Here is a 20,909-nt window from a genome sequence, read left to right on the forward strand (position 1 = left end):
TTAAAAAAGAAAGTCATATAACCATGACTTTCTTTTTCTATTCTTTTGAAGCTATTTGTACTTCCTCAATAATTCTCCTTGGAACTGGGAAGTAAACTTGATTATCTTTTATTATTTGTAGATCTAAAAACTTTTTATTAAATACACCTGGATTAGAGAAAACAATCTCCATAACTAAGTCTTTAAATTCTTCCTTAATACCCTCTCTATAAAATAACTCCTTCTTAGATACCACTCTTTTAATACTATCTTCGTTAAGATATTCATTTACATTATCTATTAAATCTATAGTTAAATCTATTTTAGAATCACCTAAATCATATACTTGGTTAAATCCATAATATTTAGTCAATATATTTTCTATATCAAAAGGTATTAATGTTGCCTCTTCTAACTCCTTATGAAATTCATACTGTAGATAAAATATTAATTCATTTATTTCATCTGGATTAATATCTCCCTCTATAATAAATCTTTCTGTATCATCTACTGATTGATCTTTTATTTCATATATAAACTTTCTTTCGCCATTCATTTATAACCCTACTTTCATTTAAATACTTATACTAATATATCATAAGCTTATTAATATCCCAAATTTTTTTTCCTATTTCATATCTATTTCCATATTCCTTTGCTATACTTAAAGATACGATTAATAATAAACGAGGTGCTTACAATGAAAACTAGCTATAATAATATAGGTAATAAATATGATATAAAAAATGACACAGCTTTAATAACAGTACTAAAGAAAAATGGTGCTGAGGTTATAACTAAAATAGATTTAGAAGATTTAGATAAAGTAAAGGCTATGGGAACTTGGTTTGCCGAGTGGAATAAAGACTTTAATAATTACATAATTCAAAACATAAGTTCAACTAAGAAGAATAAGAAGGGCAAACCTCTTAAGGAAAGTCTTCATGCTGCTGTTTTAAATACAAATTCAAAAGCTCCTATTAAGCATATTAATGGTGATACTTTAGATAATAGAAAATCAAACTTAAAAATTATTGAAAGAAATGCTATAAATGAATATGAAACTATTGACGAAGATACAATTGCTATAATTCTAAAAGACAAATTCGGTAATGAACAAAGCAGAGCTTTAATATCTGCAGAGGATCTTGATAAAGTAATTATAGAAAAATATAGTTGGGTTATCTATAAGAATCATAGTGGTACTTCAGTTATTGCTAATACCCCAGAAGGTAGAATTCATTTAGATAGAGTTATTATGGAACCCGGTGATAGTGAAACAGTTCATCATATTAACCTTAATCCACTTGATAACAGAAGAAGTAATTTAGAAAACAAAGAAATTTAAAATTTTTCAAGGGCATACTAAACTATAAATTTTATGTAATCTAGAACAAGGACTCTCATATGTCTTTTCAGGTCTACTAGTTCTTCGAGAGGTAGCCTTGCAAGAAATATGAGAGTCCTTGTTCTTATTTTATATACACTTAAATTGCACGGTATCCTAATATTAAATCTCTTCTCATACCAACTAAGAAAATAACCTATGGTTATGTAACATATCCATAGGTATTTCGTCATTGGAAAAATTTATAAGAACCTTGCTAGATACTCTTCATATCCTTCTTCTTTCATTTTTGACTTAGGAATAAATCTAAGTGATGCAGAATTTATACAGTATCTAAGTCCTCCAAGTTCTTCTGGACCATCACAAAATACGTGGCCTAAATGTGCATCTCCAGTTTTACTTCTTACTTCTGTTCTAACCATTCCATGGCTTTTATCAACTTTTTCATTTATTACTTTTCTATCAATAGGCTTACTAAATGCAGGCCAACCACAACCTGAATTAAACTTATCTGTAGAGATAAATAGTGGTTCACCTGTTGTAATATCTACATAGATTCCATCTTCGAAATTTCTATCATATTCATTCAAATAAGGTCTTTCTGTTCCATTTTCTTGTGTCACTCTGTATTGTTCATCAGTTAATATCTTCTTTAATTCTTCTTTAGTCTTTTTCTTATATTCCATAACTTTTCCTCCTTAAGTCTAAATATCTAGTATATATTATAACTTTAAGGGATGCCTCCTTAATTAAAAGACATCCCAAAATAAATTTATTTTTTTGCAATTTCAATAATAGTCTTACAAGCTAATTCCATATAAGAAACTACTGCAAATTCATATCTACCATGGAAGTTGTATGCTCCTGTAAAAATATTTGGACAAGGTAATCCCATAAATGAAAGCCTTGATCCATCTGTTCCACCTCTAATTGGAACTAGCTTTGGTTCTATACCTAATTCTTTCATAGCTTTTTCAGCTCTCTCCATTATCTCTGGATATTGATCAACTATCTCCTTCATATTTCTATATTGATCTTTTATTTCTAATGTAACTGTTCCTTCACCATACTTCTGATTTAATTCTGCTGCTAATTCATTTAACTTCTCTTTACGCTTTTCTAATCCATGAACATCAAAATCTCTTAAAATATAGTAAAGTTTAGTTTCTTCTACTGATCCTCTTATGTCATTTAAGTGATAGAAACCTTCATATCCACTTGTATTTTGTGGTGTTTCCCCTATTGGTAATCCATTTTGGAATTCATATGCTCTTATAATACTATTTTTCATCTTATCTTTTGCATATCCCGGATGTATGTTAACTCCCTTTATAGTTACTACTGCTGATGATGCATTAAAGTTTTCACATTCCAATTCCCCTACTGCACCGCCATCTATTGTGTAAGCAAAATCTGCTCCAAATCCTTTTACATCAAAAAGGTCTGCTCCTCTTCCTATTTCCTCATCAGGAGTAAATCCAATCTTTATAGTTCCATGAGGGATACTTGGATTTTTCACCAAATAACTTATAGCCGTCATTATTTCAGCAAGTCCAGCTTTATCATCTGCTCCAAGTAATGTTGTCCCATCTGTAGTTATTAATGTTTCTCCAACTAAATCTTTTAACACTGAATGCTCCGATTCCCTTAAATAAACATTCAACTCTTTATTTAATTCTATATCCCCACCATTATATTCAACTACTTGTGGTTTTACTCCATCTCCCTTAAAATCTGGCGAAGTATCCATATGAGATATAAATCCTATAACAGGTACTTCTTCATCAATATTACTAGGTAAAGTTGCCCTAAGATATCCATTATCGTCAAGTAAAATATCAGATAAGCCCATTGCCTCACATTCTTCCTTTAATACCTTAGCTAAATCAAACTGGCATGATGTACTAGGACATGTAGTACTCTCCTCATTTGACTTAGTATTTATTTTCACGTATCTTAAAAATCTTTCTAAAAGTTCTCTCCTCATTGTTAAATTCCTCCTATTATTACTATATAATCATTATAAATTTTTTCCACCATTCCTTCAATACTATTAAAAACTATATTTATTATGCCTCTATCCCCTCTTATTTAGTAACTATTTTAAAGAAAAATCATATTTTATAGCATATTATTAAGAAATTTATGAATAAGAAAAGAGGTAATATTTATGTGTGGAATTGCTGGTATTATTAACTTTCACAGTAATCTAAGAAATGATAAAAATATTCTTGAGGATATGGTTACTACTTTAAAGAAAAGAGGACCTGATTCAGAGGGATACTATACTTCTACTAATGTACTTTTAGGTCATAGACGTTTGATTGTAGTTGATCCTGAAGGTGGAAAACAGCCTATGACAAAAACTTTGGAAAGTAAAGAATATACACTAATCTATAATGGTGAACTATATAACACTGAAGACCTTCGTAAAGAACTACAAGTTGAAGGATTTAGCTTTAACTCCTATTCTGATACGGAAGTTCTAATTACATCTTATATATGTTGGGGAATTAATTGTATTTCTAAACTAAATGGTATTTTTGCCTTTGCAATATATGATAAAAAAGAAAAGAAGGTTCTAGTGGCTCGTGATCCTATGGGTGTTAAACCATTGTTCTACTCAATTAAAAATGGTTCATTTATATTTGGATCTGAAATAAAAACTTTATTAGCTCATCCTTCTGTTGAGCCTATTGTTGATTCAGAAGGCCTTACAGAGCTGTTTGCTCTTGGTCCAGCAATATCACCTGGTAGTTCAGTTTATAAAGATATAAAAGAAATACCTCCTGCTAATTTTGCAATAATTACCCCAGATAACATTAATATTAGAGAATATTGGCAATTAAAAGCTATAGAAAATATAGAAAGTAAAGAATCTATAGTAGAGCATACCCGCGAATTATTATTAGATTCAATAAGAAGACAATTAGTTGGCGATGTTCCACTATGCACTTTCCTTTCTGGCGGATTAGATTCCTCTGCTATATCTGCTATTGCAGCTGATGAATACAAGAAAAAGAATAAGATTTTAACAACTTACTCAATAGACTACGAAGATAATGATAAATATTTTAAATCATCCTTATTTCAGCCTACTTCTGACCAATATTGGGCTTTAGAGATGTCAAAATTCTTAAATTCTAATCATAAAACCGTTACTTTAAATCATAGTGACTTAGCCTACGCCTTAAAAGATGCGGTTCACGCAAAAGATCTTCCTGGTATGGCTGATGTTGATTCATCTTTATATTTATTCTGTAATGAAGTAAAAAATGATTTTGTTATTGCTTTATCTGGTGAGTGTGCTGATGAACTTTTCGGCGGATATCCATGGTTTACAAATAAGGATATGATAAACTCAACCACATTCCCATGGTCCAGATTTATACAAGATAGGAAGGCTATTTTGAATAAAGACTTAAGATCTCTAGATATTGAAGCTTTCTCACAAGATCAATATAATTCTACCCTTAATCAAGTACCTCATTTACCTAATGAGTCACCTGAAGAATATAGAATGAGAGAATTGTTTTTTTTAAATTTAAAATGGTTTATGGTTACTCTTCTTAATCGTAAAGATAGGATGAGCATGGCTAATAGTTTAGAAGTAAGAGTTCCCTTTGCAGACTACAGGCTTGTTGAATATGCCTTTAACATTCCTACTAATATTAAGCTGTTAGGTGGTCGAGAAAAGGGGTTACTCAGAAAATCCTTGGAAGGTATTCTACCAGAAGATATTATCTACAGAAAAAAGAGTCCTTATCCTAAAACTCACAACCCAATATATACCGAAATTGTATGTTCAATAATGAATGATATTCTAAATAATAATAATTCACCTATTTTAAATTTAATTGATAAAAGTAATGTAAGAGAAATAGTTACTACTAAAGGGATGTCTTATACTTCTCCTTGGTATGGTCAACTTATGACAGGACCTCAGCTAATTGCTTATTTAATACAAATGAATACTTGGCTTGAAGACTATAATATTATATTAAAATAAATAAAAGGCAGCTAATAAGCTGCCTTTTATTTTTTAATTATATTCTGTTACAAACCTAGTAAACCCTTCTTTAGGTAACGGTCTACTTAAATAAAATCCTTGTATTTTATCACACTTTAATTCCTTAAGTATCTCAACCTGTTCAAAATTCTCTACACCTTCACAAACTATACCAAGCTCTAAGCTATGACATAAATTAATTACTGTCTCTACTATAGCTCTTGATTTCTTATTCTCTTTAATATCTATTAGGAAACTTCTATCAATTTTTATTAAATCAACAGGTAAAACTTTTATATGATTAAAAGATGAATATCCTGTTCCGAAATCATCTAAATAAACTTCTACCCCTATTTCCCTAATATTATTTAACAGTTTTGTAGTAAATTCAAAATCATCTATAATTTCATCCTCTGTTATTTCTAATTTTATAGATGAACTTGGTACTGACTTTTCTTTTAATTCATTTTGTAAAATAGATATAAAACCTTTCTGCTTTAAAAATCTTTTTGATGCATTAATAGATATATAGAAATCTGTTTTACCCCTATCAATCCACTCTTTACAGGTATTAATAGCTTCCTTAAAAACAAACATGTCAATATCAACTATATCACCAGTCTTCTTTGCTAAAGGTATAAATTTATCTGGAAGAACCATTCCTTCATCAGTATTCCACCTTATTAAGGCTTCTGCACCTATTATGGTTTCTTCTTTTATTCCATAAATAGGTTGATAGTACACCTCTAATTCTTTATTTTCTATTGCATTTCTTAATTTAGCTTCTAGCTCTAATGGCTCTAGCATATCCTCATTAAATATAGCATATGAGTTACCGCCATTACGTTTACTATTATACATAGCTATGTCTGAATATTGTAGTAAACTAACCTGTTCTTCCGAATGTTGAGGATATAAACTTATCCCCATACTAGCCTTTATATCATAGGAATAACTATTTAGCTCAAGACTTTTATTTACCGATTTTAATATTTCCTCTGCAAAATTCCTAACCTCTTCAATATTATTACTGCCCCTTCTAACAAGGATAAATTCATCTCCACCAAATCTACTTACTCTTATATTTTCATTATTATATTCATTTAAACGTTCAGATACAGTACAAAGTAATTGGTCTCCAATATTATGTCCTAAGGTATCATTAATACCTTTAAAATTATCTAAATCAATAAAGCAAACTGAGAATTCCTCTCTCTTTTCTTTTAATTCTGATATATATTCTATTATTTTATGCCTATTAATTAAACCTGTTAATAAATCGTGACTCCCTATATATTCCAGATTGTCAGAATAATTTTTAAGTCTCCCAAACATATTATTTAAATCTGATGTTAAAACTGATATTTCATCGCCTGTTTTATCATCATCTAACTCAACATTTAAATCTGATCCATTTGTAACATCATTTACAACAGTATTAATATCTATGACCCTTTTTACTACCTTTTTCTTTACAAACTGATAAACTATTATGTTTGCAAATGCTGTTAATCCTACAATAATAACAATGAGTAGATTTATACTATTAGTTGCCGTAGATCTTACTTGTGTATCATCCTTTAATTTTAATGAATATCCTGGTCCATCCCCTATAATATTTAGTTGAGTATATACATCTATAGAATCCTTATTTCTAATGATATAAAACTCTCCACCATACAAGTTAACCTTTTCTATTTTACTATTTTCCTCAGAATTTTCATCATTCTTTATTATAGACACATTTCTTTGAGAGCTTTTGCCCAAATTCTTCATATACTCATCAGTTACTGGCGAAATAACTACTGTATATAGTGGATTTACGCTATCTATATCACCTATTCTCTTAACCCCTACCATATACACAAGATTTTCAGTAGATATCATGCCACCAAAAAAACCTTTTGTTTTATTTTCTTTATCTTCCATTATATTTTTTGATTGCAACAAAACATTACTTATATCATCACTTTCCAAATCTATGTTATTTATCTTAACAAGTCTATCTAATTCAAAATTTTTATCCACAATTATCATATTTGTTATTGGTGACTTCTCTATATTTTTTTCCACATTTATTATTGACTTTCTCTCGGCCTCACCATATTTCTCATTTAATTTTTTTGTTATTAGAAAGTATTCTCCAAACTCTCTTGCTTGGGATGTAACTTTATTAACTTCCCCTTCAAGCTTTCCAATTATAGAATTAGTTCTACCAGGTCCTCTATCCAATTCTCCTTCACTTGCTAAATTAATTATGCTTCTCCCTATTGTATAATATACGATTGAACTTATAGCTGTTACAGTAATAAATACTAAAGCTATTTTCCTCATAAGTTTCATATTTATTCCCCCATATGCAATACTTATTTTCTCCCAATTTTAATCTATCATATATTTAAATTATAATATTTATTACTATAATAGTAAATATATTCTATTGTTTTATGTATATCTATTTATATTTAATTTCTTTTCTCCATCCATATACTATACTCTCAATTAATATCCCTATAATTATTCCTACTGCATAGCAAATCAAATCACTAAATAAAAAACCATGTCCTAATACTAACCCACCTATAGTAGTATCTCTTATTTGATTTATCCAGCCTCCTTGATATAATTGAGAAAATTCTATTCCCCAAGAAAAAACTATTGATATTATACTTACCTTCTGTATAGATGCCTTATTTAATAGAAAGCCAAAACCCAAATAAACCATTAACGCCCATAAAGTGTCTCCTGAATATTCTTTAAGGAATGCTGGCATGTAATCCCCATATTTTCTTGATAAGATTCCAAGTCCCATAACTATTATTATTAAGCAAATATATAAAACCCTTTTTCTTTTCATTTTATCTCCTCCTTAAATAATTTTTATTAAAATAACCGTACATGAAATGTACGGTTATTTCCTTTATTATATTCCTTTAGATACCATAACTATATCATATATATCCACTGTACCATCTTTATTTAAGTCACATCTATCATTCCAATTAGAATCAGCTTTTATAGTGTTATATTTTTCTGCTACCTTTGCTAAAGTTATAATATCTACTGGCACCTTATTAGATGATGCTTGAGTCACTGTAACCTTAAAATCTTTACTTCTTGTAACTCCCTTAGGATTAACAGCTTCAGCATAGTAGGTATATTCTCCATTTAACCTATCCTTCAGTGTCACAGAATCTGTTTGCATTGTTTGATTATTATATTTTAACTCTTTAGTATAAATTAATATACCATCTTCGTATAATCTCCATTCAGTAGCATTTTCTCCCCATAAGTTCATTGTAATAGGATAAGTAGTTGCTCCACTCCATACATTTGTGCTAATATCTGGAACTGCTGGTGCACTTACTACCGGAACTGTAAATGTAACTGAAGTTTTTGCTGATGTTGCCTTATTAGCTGCAGAAACTAAATCTACTCTATATTCATAAGTAGTACTTGGCTTATACTCAGCATAGGTTTTACTAATGGTCTTTGATAAATTAGTTTTTGTAGTTGCTGTAGGATTAACCGATAAAGTATCAATTAATTTACCGTTCTCATAAATTTTTGCTGATACAGCTCTTGATTGCTTTGGCACCTCAATATTCAACTTGAAACTATCAGCAGTTACTGCCTTATCAGGCTTTAACACTGGCTTAAGTGCTTCATCAGCTGGATACTTTGGTCCTATTTCATTATATATTATTGATGTCATTGGGAAATCTGCTGCTCTATCGTCTCCTGTAATCTCCCATACTATTACCCCACCATAATTATTATCATTAACATATTTACATCTCTCTATTAATGACCTTTCATCTTCATAGGTAAGCATTTGTTTTGAAGATTTATTATATAAGTATGGAACCTTAGCATAATCATCCCAATACTTAACCCAGCCAGCGGAATTTTCCATTTTCTTCAATTGGAACCATGGATATTGGCCACCTGGTGTTTGAGTAATTAAATCATCCCAACTTCCTCTAACATATCCAGTTGCCTTTGCAAATAATCCATCCTTTCCAGTAGTATCATCTACTCCTCCCCATCCTCTAGAATAAAAAGGCGATCCCACATTTAATTTTTCTGATGGTATTCCATATTCATCCCTATACATCTTCATAGCTGAATCAGTACTAATTCTAATTTCAGGTGATGATGGATCATTTGGATTATCATATAATGCTGCATGATGATTTGTTGTTCTTTCAAATGCACCATGGATATCATAAGTCATTACATTTATATAATCCAAGTACTTTATATAATCTTTAGGTTGTTGTAACTTTAATTTCTCAGGACTTGCTGAATTTGCAATTGTTAACATCTTTTCTTCTAAGCCATTTGTATTATAGGCTTCTCTTATTTCCTTTAATAATGAAGTGAAATTTGGTCCATCATTAACTGGATCTCCTGGACAGCCTCTATCCCATTGGTCATTTGGATCTCTTTCTCTATCTATACCTGGGTACTCCCAGTCAATATCAATACCATCTACAAATGGATATTTTTTTAAAAATTCAATACAGCTATCAATAAATATCTTTCTTGTTTCTTTTGTCTTTGCCATTGCACTAAAGTTTTCCCCCCTAGTCCAACCTCCTACAGATATTATTAACTTTACATCTGGATATAATTTTTTATAATATCTATATTCGTCAAAGAAACCATTTGTATCATCCCAGCCATCAAAATGTTCCATAGGCTTTGTAAAGTCCGCATCTGGATCTGTTGATTCTAATTTAAAATTCTTATTTACAGTAAAAAATGCATGATTTATTACACTTAATCTATCCCATGGTAGTTGTCCTACTTCCATCCTTTGATGATTCTCATTGTATATGCCCCAATTAGGGAAATACACAATTACCTTTTTCCCTTGTTTTGCATCAGTTGTTGAAGTGGCTGCATCTACTTTATAAGAGGCAATACCACCTAGTATAACTGATGCACCAATTACTATACTTGTTAAAAGAGAAATTACTTTTTTCATTAATTCACCTTCCCCCTAATACTAAAAAATTTGCTGACTGTCAAAAACAGTGACAGTCAGCTTAAGTCATCTCTTTATAAGTCTATTTATTATAATCCCTTAGATACAGTTACTATGTCATAAATATCAATTATATTATCTTTATTTAAATCATATTTAACTTCATATCTTGAATCACCATTTACTGAATTATACTTCCCTGCTACTTGTGCAATAGTTATAATATCTTTCTTAGGTAAAACAGTTATTATAATTGTCTTAGTTGTTGTTTCTCCCTTACTATCTGTAACACTATAAGTTACATTATAATCACCAGCTATATTTGTATTAACTGTTCCCTTATAGCTAACTTTATTAGTTAGGTTTCCATCCTCTTTATCACTTGCCGTAACGCCATCCATTGGATTGAAAGTACTTCCAAAATCTATGGTTTTATTACTTGCATTAATTACTGGCTTTGAATTTACAACTGGTCCATATAAAGTTGCCTTACTGAATTCTGGTGCACTTGCATACATTCTTTGTGTCATTTCAATACTTATAAGATCATTTAAACTCTCCATTACCTTATCAGTAGTTAACTTTAAAGTAATAGATGCTCCTGGCTTAATTAATTTAGAATCATATGAATCTAATTTAAGAACTGTATAACCATCCTGCTCAATTGGCTTTGGAGTCGGATATTCCCCTCCTGTTATCTTAACGCCATTAGTCTTAATATATAATGTCGGTGCCTTGATTGTCTTAGCTGCCTCTTCTGTTAATGAAACTCCAATACCACCAGTTCCCTTTAGTGTAGCTGTATTCTTTAATACAACAGTTAACTCTCCGCCTGAGCCCCAAGCTGGTTTAGATACTGAAACATCAACTTTAGCATAATTTGCTGGTGAAGCAATCTCATAAGTCGGCAATTTACCAGTGCCAAATAATGCATTTTTTGTCGCATTAGTTAACTCATCTCTTTTTGAAGATGATGTTGGCTTATCTTGAGATGCCATCCAGGCAATCATACCTCCTAAATTATTATCCTTCACATATTTTACCTTTTCTTGAATGGATCTAACGTTATCATAAGTGAAAAATGCTCCTGAGCTTTCACTATACATGTATGGTGCTTTCGCAGTATCATCCCAGTATTCTTTTAATCCTGGATACGCCGCTTTTAATTTATCTTGAAGTCTCCATCCCCATACACCACCATTGCGTCCACCATCTCCTGATACTATAGGTGCTGCATTACTAGCCCCATAAGATAATGCAAGATCTGCATCTTTTCTTACTTGAGTAGCTTCTCCATATAATCCTGGAAGACTTGGATTTGGCACATTATTTGAAACTTTTTCCCAACCTCTTGTGTAGTATGCAGCTCCAATTACTAATTTTTCTGAAGGTGCTCCTAAAGCAAGATAATTTTTTATACTAGAATCAACAGAGAATCCCTTTTTAGCATATGGACTATTTGGATTATCATATAAGGCTGCTTGGTGACCACTTACATTGTCCCATGCACCAGCTGCATCATAAGTCATAATATTACCGAAGTCTAATAATTCAAACATTCTTTTAACATCAATACCAGTACTTACTTTTTCATGAGCCATTGGTAATGCTGCTGAGAGCTCATAAGTTTTTCCAAGTTCTACTCCTTGCTTATCTAAAGCAGCTCTTAAATCTTCTAATAACTTAATATAATTTTCTTTGTCTTGTGGAATAGAATCTGGTGTACCTGTATCATTTTTATTATCAACAAGATCTTTTTCTCTTTTTTGAGCTGGATACTCCCAATCAAGATCTACAAAATCAAAGTTTGAATATTTAACAAAGTCCATTACATTTTGTACAAACTTTGCTCTAACTTGAGGATCTCTTGCAACATGAGTAAAATTAGAAGATTTTGACCATCCACCTAAAGATGTACCTATTTTTAAATTTGGATTTTTTTGCCTTAATACTTGTAATTCATTTACTATACCACCATTAACATCACCATAGACGATTTCACCTTCATGTCCCAATGGATGACCTATATTTGCTTCCTTGTCACAAAATATTAAATTACCCGCCTTGTCAAAATCCATAAATGCCAAGTTTAAGTGAGTTAAATTTTCAACTGGAATATCAGATGGGAAGAATTTTTCTTCTCCTGCCCATATTGACCAGTCACCATAGTACATTACATTACGATAATTAGTTTTTGCTACTACTGCTCTTGAACTATCATTCTCTGACTGCACACTTGATGCACCAACTGAACTAGCACTAGTCATCAATAAAGTTGCCATAGTGGCACAGGCCACTATTGACTTTGTTTTTTTAGAAAATAATTTTCTAAATATCATATAAAATCCCCCTTCTTATTTTTATAATTTTTTTGAAATTATAACAATATCATAAATATCTACAATTTCATCTTTGTTTAAATCATATTTATCGTTCCATCCCTGTTGTCCTTTTATAGTATTATATCTTTCAGCAATCATTGCCAAAGTTATAATCTCCTCTTCTACTGGGCCCACCTTTTCCCAAGCTCCCCATTGAACACTTCCTGGAACTTGACCTTTAATCCACCATAAGCACTTCCAAACAAAACCGTTATAACTTACTAATTCACCACCCTCATATTGATGATTTGGATCGTATTCAGGATAAGTTACAATGATTTTTTCAACAACTTCTATTATTGCTTTTACAGTAGTTGTAAGGCCTTTGCTATCTGTAACTTTATAAGATAATGTGTAAGTTCCAACTTTATTTGTATCAACAGCTCCATCAACTATTATATTTTTTGTTAAATCTCCATCTTCATAATCTGTTGCTGTTACTCCCTCTAATGGATTAAATACTTTTCCCTTTTCTATCTTTTTACTACTTACACCGTTTATTTCTGGCGCTGAATTTTCATTTGAACTACTAATAAAAGTCTTTAAATAATTAGTATGCTCATATTGTGCCTTAATTCCATTGTTACTTTCTAATTGTGCATCCCTATTTATTGACCAAATTGAAGTCATTCCTACTTTATTCTTTTTAGCTGCCTCTAACACTATCTTTGACCATTCAGGTGTAAATATAGGATCAGAAGCCCCTTCATATCCTACGGATACTGTTACTCCAATCTTAGCATAAGCTTGTTGGTCACTTAATGTTATATTTGCATACTTTTTATAGTAGTCTTTCATTTGATTCTTTAGGTTATCCATAGACTGTACAGCAGTAGTACCATAATTTAATGATTTATTTCCATAGCACATAGCCATTATATTTATAACCTTTAAATTTACTCCATTTGATAGATATGCCTCTAACACTCCTAATCCTTCTGGTACTAACCCCTCTGGATTAACTGGCAATGTTAATGTTACCTCTACTCCTGTTTCATCTTGAACCTTCTTTATTGCTTTTGCATTAGCAATATTCTGCGCCTTATTCTGAGCGTCACCCTCAACATCTAAGTCTATTCTAGTTAATCCATAACCATTAATAATTTCTTTATAGGTATTAGCTAATGTATTTACATCCTGAGTTGCTTGCCAAAATGCAGTATTAGTTGCTCCCCCAAAGGAAACAGCAATATCCCCACCAATACTTCTCAATTCTGTTATTGATTTTTTTATACCTATATATTGTTCATGATTACTTCCCTCAGTTAATACTGATAATGCTGCCCATCCCCAAGAAAGTTTTCCATTTTCCAATTTTCCTGTTGATTGTATAAATCCAGCATTATAGAACTTAACTCCTGTATCCTCTGCAAGTCTTCTTAAGTTAGGAGCTCCACCATCATCATAGCCAAAGAAATACCCAGGCTTCTCTGTATACCCACCTAAATCTACATATGGCGAGTATGTTTGACTAGGCCATTGTACTCCATTTCCAACACCAAAATTCACATTTGCGATGTTATCCACAACATTGACTACTGATACTTTAGTTGTTGTTAATCCCTTGCTATCTGTAACTGTATAAGTTAATGAATAGCTTCCAACCTTACTTGTATCAACTGTTCCTTGCACCTTTATTTTGCTTGTTAAATCCCCATCTTCTTTATCTGTTGCCGTTACTCCCGATAGCGGATTAAATACCTGTCCTTTTTTTATAGTTAAATTACTTACACCATTTAATACAGGTGCTGTGTTCTCTGTTGGATTAGTACCTCCACCGGTTGTTGAACCAAAGGTTTTAAAAACATTTGTATGCTCATATCTAGTAGTTATACCCGTATTTCCATCAACCTTAGCATCCCTGTTCATAGACCACATTGAAACCATACCTATATTCTTTTCCTTTGCTTTATTAACTACTAATTGTGACCAATCTGGTCTAAACACTGGATGTGAAGCTCCTTCATATCCAGCTGATATTGTAGTTCCAACTAAAGCCCATGCCTGAGAATCAGATAGATTAGTTTTTGCAAATTTATTATAGTAGTCTTTTATTTGTGTTTGTAAACTTTCCATTGCTCTAACAGATCCTGTACCATAATTTTCTCCTGGTCTTAATACCCCTGATCCATAGCACATTGCCATTATATTTATATTTACTAGTTTTACCCCATTTTCTAGATAAGCCTGTAAAACATTTAAACCATTTGCATCTAATCCATCAGGTAAAACTGGTAATGTTAAAGATACCTTAACACCAGTTGTATCTTGAAGCATTTTTACTGCTTTCGCATTTGCTTCATTCTGACTTTTAGACATTCCACCACCCTCAACATCTAAATCCATTCTTGTTAATCCATATCCATTAACTATATCTAAATATGTGTTGTATAAAGTATTTACATCTTGAGTAGCTTGCCAAAATGCTGTTCCATTTGCTCCACCAAAAGATATTGCCACATCTCCACCAATATCTCTTAAATCTTTAAAAGACTTCTTTATATTATTATATTGTTGATCATTACTACCTTCACTTAACTGAGGATAACTTGCCCATCCCCATCCAAGCTTACCATTAGATCCTTGACCACAAGCTTGAATAAATGCTACATTGAAAAATTTAACCCCTGTATCTTCAGCAATCCTCTTTAAATTTAATGGTCCACCACTTCCCACATAGAATCCTGGTTCTGTAACCCATCCTCCCATATCAGCATAAGGTGCATTAACTTGATTTGGCCATTCTATTCCTATACCTGCTCCATAAGAACCCTTATCTTGTGATGCTATAGCAACCGTTTTTACTGAAGGTGCAATAATAGCTAGCGACAAAAAGGTTGCAACTATTTTCTTAAAAAATTCCCTTTTCATATTAAGGCCCCCAATTAATTTTTTAATTCTCTAGCTACCTTTACAATGTCATAAATATCAATAATATTATCATTATTAAAATCATACTTTAACTCATATCTTGAACTACCCTTTAATTCATTGTATCTATCAGCAACCTTTGCCATTGTTATGATATCATCTGGCTTTGGGTTAGGATTAGGTATAACTATACTAGGTAAATCAAACAACTTATTCCAGTTAGTTGCAGCTGATGGAATAGTTCCTGGTGGATTATACCATCCAGTATATTGATATATTTTTCCATCATAGATTACTTTAGAATCCTTTGCATAAGTTCCGCCAGCATCCCAAACAACTGCACTTGAATGCTCACTTGGAATTATATAAATATTTGCTGTTCTACTAACCTCTATTCCATCATTATCTGATACTGTATAGGTTAATTTGTACCATCCTTCTTTATTTGTATCTACTAAATTATTCACATAAATCTTTGATGTTAAATCACCATCTTCAATATCTGTTGCAGTAATTCCACTTAATGAATTATAATTTGATCCCTTTGCTATTATCTTATCTGTAACCCCCTTTAGTGTTGGAAGATGGTTATTATTAATTGGAATATTGGCAGGAACCTTACCATTAACCCTAATATTTCTAACACCTGATATACATAACTTCGTTTTAGCTTTTATTGTTGCCTTACCTCCATTTGCCACTGTCTGCCAAGATGAAGCTTTTAAAGTTACCCTATAAAAATCCCCTACTTCTGTTACTGTACCAGCATCTTGAGCACCTTCTGCCCCTGTATAAATAGCTGATTTAGGTATATCAAATGAAAGCGTCCATTCCTTTGGTAAAGCAAATCCTGTATTATTTGTTATAGTAAAATTAACTTCTCCATTAGGATGATCATATTTTGAATCTGTTTGTACATCAACATCAATTACTTCAATAGCCCCTGATCCAATATCATCAGTCACCTTGCAATCTCCTAATCCATCTAATCCTTTCTTTAATCTACTAGTTAATGTATTTCCAAAGTTATACTTACCTTCATTTGGATTTGTAGAACCTGCCTTATAGTTAGGATTTAATCCATAGTCACCGTTCATAACCCAAATTAATGCTCCACCAAGATTTTTATCCTTTATATACTTAACTCTCTCATCTATTGACCTTTCATTTTCGAAAGATAAGAAAACCTTCTTTTGACTATCCCATATATAAGGAACCTTAGCTGTATCATCCCAATTAAGTTTAATATTAGGATTCTTTTCCATCAAATTTAATATATGCCACAATGGATTTGCTCCTGCTGGAACCTTATCTCCCTGTGGTTGATCTGCATATTTAGGATCTCCCCAGTAATTATACTCACCAGTAGCTGGTGTTGGATTCTCCTTTGAACCGGCTGTTCCATGAAGGCCATTTGTCCCTCCCTGAACATTCTCCCAACCTCTTGTATAATAAGGTATTCCCATTATTATTTTTTCTGCTGGTAATACTCCCCTATAGAATCTATAAGCCCAATCCATATTTAAATATGGCATAGCTTGTCCTATAGTCTCTGTATCTGCCGCATCTGGATATATGCTTGCAAGATGTTCTACATATTGATTCCAACCTCCGTGGAAGTCATATGACATAACGCTTAAGAAATCTAAATAATTTGCATAAGTATTGTCTGGAACTCCTCCAAGAACCCATGCTGAAGCTGTAACCGCTGCAGTCAAAAGATATTTTTTACTATCTTTTTTAGCCGCTTCATCAATTTTTTCTCTTAAAACTTTAATTAGTACATTATATCTTTCATTTAATTTTCCTCTTCTTGGTTCTGATAAGTCACCATCTGAATCTACATTTCCTGATCCTTGAGTGGATGATGGATATTCGAAATCGATATCAATACCATCGAAATTATATTGTTTCAGGAACTCAACACAGGATTCAGCAAAAGTATTAATTCCAGCATCCGTATCTAGCATTGGATAAAAACCTCTACACTCAGCCCATCCACCAATTGATAACATTAATTTAACATCTGGATATTGTTTTTTCATTGTTTGTAATACATTAAAATGTCCTTTGTAAGGCAATGATGGATCTAATTTTACCTCCTTACCTTTATGCTCTAAAGGATGATCCTTAAAATCTTCCTCTATTGCTGCTTTCTTATCAAATTTAAGCTTATGTGTATTCTCATCTATTGATCCAAATGAATACTGAATATGAGTTAAATCATCCCATTGTAAGTCAGCTGCGTCAAAGTATGCTTGTTGTGAGCTATTATATGCCCAAGATGGAAAATAACCAACTACCTTCCTCTTTAGGTCACCTTTTGCTGGCTTAGCTCCACTTCCTATGGTGCTAGCCTTTGTGTCTTTTGTGACATTACCTTCTGTAACTGCATTTGCTGCTATTCCCATATTGGAAACCACAAATACTGAAAGTAAAACTCCAGCCAAGACCTTTTTCAATCTTATACCTTTCACTCCTTATACCCCCTATATTTTTGATTACTACATACAATATTATTGTATAATATTAACATAAATATTACAATCTTGAAGGTATATCAAATAAATACAAATTTTGTAATTATAGTAACAATATCAAAATTTAAAGAGATACTTTATCAATAATATAAAGTATCTCTAAAATCTTAATTATAATTTGTTTTTATTACTATAATTATATGTATTTTTTACTATGATTCCTAATTTAGTTATATTGTAAATCTTCTTAACTACAAAATTAAAAGCGTATAAGAACAAATACATATTCATTCTTATACACTTCTAATTGTTTTTAATATTATAAATTTCTTGAAATACTTACTATATCGTAAATGTCCACTATTCCATCACTATTAAAATCACACTTTTCATTAAAACTGATTTCTCCTTTTCTCCTATTATAATTTTCAGCAACTGTTGCTAAGTCTATTATAGGATTTGGTTTAGGTATATCTATTTCTATCAAAGCTTCTCCAAGATCTTTCCAAATTCCTGCAACCGGTGTATCTGGTGGAAAACCTGCTCCGGTATAGTATACTAATTCATAACGATGTCCTTTATATACTACTATATCCCCTTTAACATAATTTTTTGAAGGATTATAGTCATCCGGGGCAATGACTTGTTTTTTACCAACTGTTATTGTAATACTCCAGGTTCTTGTTGCTCCTTTACTATCAGTAACTGAATAGTTTAGTACATACTGTCCTAACTTATTAACATCTACTATTCCATCTACTTTTAGTTTACTTGTTAAATCTCCATCCTCTAAATCATTTGCTGTTATCCCTTCTAATGGATTAAATTTATCGTATATTGTAATCCTCTTATCCTCTAGCCCTATTATGGTTGGATAATAGTTTCCATTTGCATCTATTTTATCTTTTTCTGCTGAGTCTCCATACATAACAACTTTTCCAAATTCAGGAGTGCCTGAGAATTGTGTTTGAGATATTCCTATGCTTACTATCTCACTACTAATATTATCAATATAACTATCAGTTTTTATTTGGAATGTTCTTGATTCACCTGGCGCCCACATTTTAAGTCCATATACTCCAGTATAATCAAATACATAGTATCCATTCTCAAATTTAGGTGTTGGAGTTGGATAATTACCTGTAGTTAATTTAAGACTTTTAGTTTTAACATATACCTTAGGATTCATCAAAGTTTTTGTAGATTTCTCAACTTTTGCTACAACACTATCTGATTCAGTACACTTATTATTATTTGTAATTGTGAAGTTTAGAGTTCCTCCTGTTCCAAAATCACCTTTTTGCATAGTTACATTAGATACACTAACATCTGGCTTCATATCTGTAACTTTATATTTAGGTAATTCTATATTCCCATATAAGGCTTGCTTTGTTGCTTTTGTCAATTCATCACGTACTGGGGAGTTTGGATCTGTAGGTCTATCTTGTGATGCCATCCAAGCAATCATTCCACCTAAATTTTTTTCTTTAACATACTTTACCTTTTCTTGAATTGATCTTACGTTATCATAGGTAAAAAATGCTCCATTATTTGGATCGTATAAATATGGTGCCTTTGCATAATCATCCCAATATTCTTTTAAGTTTGGATACATACCAATTAATGATGATCTTGTACTACTATTAGGTATCTTACTAAATATATTGTTATATGACCAAGTACCTGTTCTACGACCACCTTCGCCATTCTTTAATATTGCTTCTGGTTCTGCTCCTGATGTCTTAGTTAAATCTGCATCAGTTGCACATATTTCCGCTTCTCCAAATAATCCAGGATTCTTTGGATCTACTCCCGTATTCTTTACTTTTTCCCATCCTCTTGTATAATAAGCTGCACCTATTACTATTTTATCTGATTTTGCCCCCTGAGATAGGTAATATTTAACACTATCATCAACAGATAATCCCTTACCTATGTCAGGATCTTTTGGGTTATTGTATAAACCTGCTTGATGAGCGGCTATTGGCTCCCAAGCTCCTCTCATGTCATAAGTCATTATATTTGCAAAATCTAATAACTCAAATACTTTTGGAACATCAATTCCATCCTTAACCTTTTGAACTGGTGCTGGTAGAGCTGCTGTTAATTCGTATGTCTTACCTAAAGTCTTACCTTGTTTATCTAGTTCTGTTCTGAATTCTTGCAATAAATCTACAAAATATTGTTTATCTGCTGGGCTACCATCCTTTGTTCCTTCATCCCTTGCATTGTCACAAAGATCTGGATCTCTTTTAGCTCCTGGATATTCCCAGTCAATATCTACGAAATCCATATTTGCATATTTAATAAATGCTAGTACATTTGCTACAAACTTCTTTCTAGCTGTTGGATTTTTAGAAACTGCTGTAAAGTCCCCTGATTTTGACCATCCTCCAAGGGATATCCCTATTTTAAGATTAGGATTCATACGTTTTAAAGCTTTAAATGAATTTAGTATCCCTCCATTTAAATCATCATATGTTACATCACTAACATGATTTAATGGATGACCAGTAGCTGCTGATTCATCTGTCCATTTTAAACTACCATCTGCATTAAAGTCCATAAACGCAAAATTAAGATGAGTTATTTGATCTGCTGGTATATTTTCAGGATAAAATTTACTTTGTCCTTCCCATATTGACCAATCTCCATAATACATTACGTTCCTATATTTAAGCTTTGCCTCTTCTTTTGTACTTGATTCCTTTGCATCATCAACAGTAATTGCACTTACAGGCGCTACACTTGTCATAAGTATAGTAGCCATTGCCGCCAGTGCTACTATAGATTTAGTTTTCTTAGAAAATAACTTTCTAAACATAGTTTTAATCCCCCATAAAATTTA

12 protein-coding genes are annotated in these 20,909 nt (G+C 31.7%); 2 read left to right on the forward strand and 10 right to left on the reverse strand.

The features are described from left to right. Nucleotides 1-37: 37 nt before the first annotated feature. A complete protein-coding gene (locus ACSYT2_RS13805) occupies nucleotides 38-535 on the reverse strand; it encodes a hypothetical protein (RefSeq protein ID WP_430856726.1) in 498 nt (165 codons plus the stop codon). 144 nt (nucleotides 536-679) lie between these two features. Here ACSYT2_RS13805 and ACSYT2_RS13810 point away from each other — a divergent pair, with 144 nt between their 5' ends. Further along, nucleotides 680-1,327 carry a hypothetical protein gene (locus tag ACSYT2_RS13810; protein WP_438385036.1) on the forward strand — a complete coding sequence of 216 codons (648 nt, stop codon included), beginning with the start codon at nucleotides 680-682 and terminating at the stop codon, nucleotides 1,325-1,327. A gap of 242 nt (nucleotides 1,328-1,569) precedes the next feature. Here ACSYT2_RS13810 and msrB read toward each other — a convergent pair whose 3' ends face one another. Further along, nucleotides 1,570-2,013, reverse strand: a complete 444-nt coding sequence (gene msrB / locus ACSYT2_RS13815) for a peptide-methionine (R)-S-oxide reductase MsrB (RefSeq protein ID WP_430856728.1) — start codon at nucleotides 2,011-2,013, stop codon at nucleotides 1,570-1,572. 86 nt (nucleotides 2,014-2,099) lie between these two features. Continuing rightward, entirely contained in the window at nucleotides 2,100-3,314 is a 1,215-nt protein-coding gene (gene pepT / locus ACSYT2_RS13820) for a peptidase T (RefSeq protein ID WP_430856729.1), read from the reverse strand. 183 nt (nucleotides 3,315-3,497) lie between these two features. Here pepT and asnB point away from each other — a divergent pair, with 183 nt between their 5' ends. After that, a complete protein-coding gene (gene asnB / locus ACSYT2_RS13825; protein ID WP_438385037.1) occupies nucleotides 3,498-5,336 on the forward strand; it encodes an asparagine synthase (glutamine-hydrolyzing) in 1,839 nt (612 codons plus the stop codon). A gap of 33 nt (nucleotides 5,337-5,369) precedes the next feature. Here asnB and ACSYT2_RS13830 read toward each other — a convergent pair whose 3' ends face one another. The 7 genes from ACSYT2_RS13830 to ACSYT2_RS13860 all read right to left on the reverse strand — a co-directional run bounded on the left by ACSYT2_RS13830 (nucleotide 5,370) and on the right by ACSYT2_RS13860 (nucleotide 20,885). After that, nucleotides 5,370-7,679, reverse strand: coding sequence for a putative bifunctional diguanylate cyclase/phosphodiesterase (locus ACSYT2_RS13830; RefSeq protein ID WP_430856731.1), 2,310 nt, complete (start codon nucleotides 7,677-7,679; stop codon nucleotides 5,370-5,372). Nucleotides 7,680-7,791: 112 nt separating this feature from the next. Then, on the reverse strand, nucleotides 7,792-8,193 hold the full coding sequence (locus ACSYT2_RS13835; RefSeq protein WP_430856732.1) for a ribosomal maturation YjgA family protein: 402 nt from the start codon (nucleotides 8,191-8,193) through the stop codon (nucleotides 7,792-7,794). 66 nt (nucleotides 8,194-8,259) lie between these two features. After that, on the reverse strand, nucleotides 8,260-10,329 hold the full coding sequence (locus ACSYT2_RS13840) for a glycosyl hydrolase family 18 protein (protein ID WP_430856733.1): 2,070 nt from the start codon (nucleotides 10,327-10,329) through the stop codon (nucleotides 8,260-8,262). Nucleotides 10,330-10,418: 89 nt separating this feature from the next. Next, a complete protein-coding gene (locus tag ACSYT2_RS13845) occupies nucleotides 10,419-12,668 on the reverse strand; it encodes a glycosyl hydrolase family 18 protein (protein ID WP_438385038.1) in 2,250 nt (749 codons plus the stop codon). A 21-nt stretch (nucleotides 12,669-12,689) separates the two neighbouring features. Further along, entirely contained in the window at nucleotides 12,690-15,581 is a 2,892-nt protein-coding gene (locus tag ACSYT2_RS13850) for an immunoglobulin-like domain-containing protein (RefSeq protein ID WP_438385039.1), read from the reverse strand. A gap of 14 nt (nucleotides 15,582-15,595) precedes the next feature. Beyond that, nucleotides 15,596-18,058: a glycosyl hydrolase family 18 protein gene (locus tag ACSYT2_RS13855; protein ID WP_430856736.1), complete on the reverse strand. Its 2,463-nt coding sequence runs from the start codon at nucleotides 18,056-18,058 to the stop codon at nucleotides 15,596-15,598. A gap of 322 nt (nucleotides 18,059-18,380) precedes the next feature. Then, complete coding sequence (locus tag ACSYT2_RS13860; protein WP_430856737.1) at nucleotides 18,381-20,885, reverse strand: glycosyl hydrolase family 18 protein; 2,505 nt, start codon at nucleotides 20,883-20,885, stop codon at nucleotides 18,381-18,383. Nucleotides 20,886-20,909: the final 24 nt, after the last annotated feature.

Source organism: Clostridium zhoujianii (assembly GCF_051590805.1).
Classification (GTDB): Bacteria; Bacillota; Clostridia; order Clostridiales; family Clostridiaceae; genus Clostridium.

Bases quoted from the DNA above. Each gene is read 5' to 3' on its own strand.
- ACSYT2_RS13850 (WP_438385039.1), bottom strand. From the start codon at position 15,581: ATGAAAAGGGAATTTTTTAAGAAAATAGTTGCAACCTTTTTGTCGCTA.
- ACSYT2_RS13830 (WP_430856731.1), bottom strand. From the start codon at position 7,679: ATGAAACTTATGAGGAAAATAGCTTTAGTATTTATTACTGTAACAGCT.
- ACSYT2_RS13805 (WP_430856726.1), bottom strand. From the start codon at position 535: ATGAATGGCGAAAGAAAGTTTATATATGAAATAAAAGATCAATCAGTA.
- msrB (WP_430856728.1), bottom strand. From the start codon at position 2,013: ATGGAATATAAGAAAAAGACTAAAGAAGAATTAAAGAAGATATTAACT.
- ACSYT2_RS13810 (WP_438385036.1), top strand. From the start codon at position 680: ATGAAAACTAGCTATAATAATATAGGTAATAAATATGATATAAAAAAT.
- ACSYT2_RS13835 (WP_430856732.1), bottom strand. From the start codon at position 8,193: ATGAAAAGAAAAAGGGTTTTATATATTTGCTTAATAATAATAGTTATG.
- pepT (WP_430856729.1), bottom strand. From the start codon at position 3,314: ATGAGGAGAGAACTTTTAGAAAGATTTTTAAGATACGTGAAAATAAAT.
- ACSYT2_RS13840 (WP_430856733.1), bottom strand. From the start codon at position 10,329: ATGAAAAAAGTAATTTCTCTTTTAACAAGTATAGTAATTGGTGCATCA.
- ACSYT2_RS13845 (WP_438385038.1), bottom strand. From the start codon at position 12,668: ATGATATTTAGAAAATTATTTTCTAAAAAAACAAAGTCAATAGTGGCC.
- asnB (WP_438385037.1), top strand. From the start codon at position 3,498: ATGTGTGGAATTGCTGGTATTATTAACTTTCACAGTAATCTAAGAAAT.
- ACSYT2_RS13860 (WP_430856737.1), bottom strand. From the start codon at position 20,885: ATGTTTAGAAAGTTATTTTCTAAGAAAACTAAATCTATAGTAGCACTG.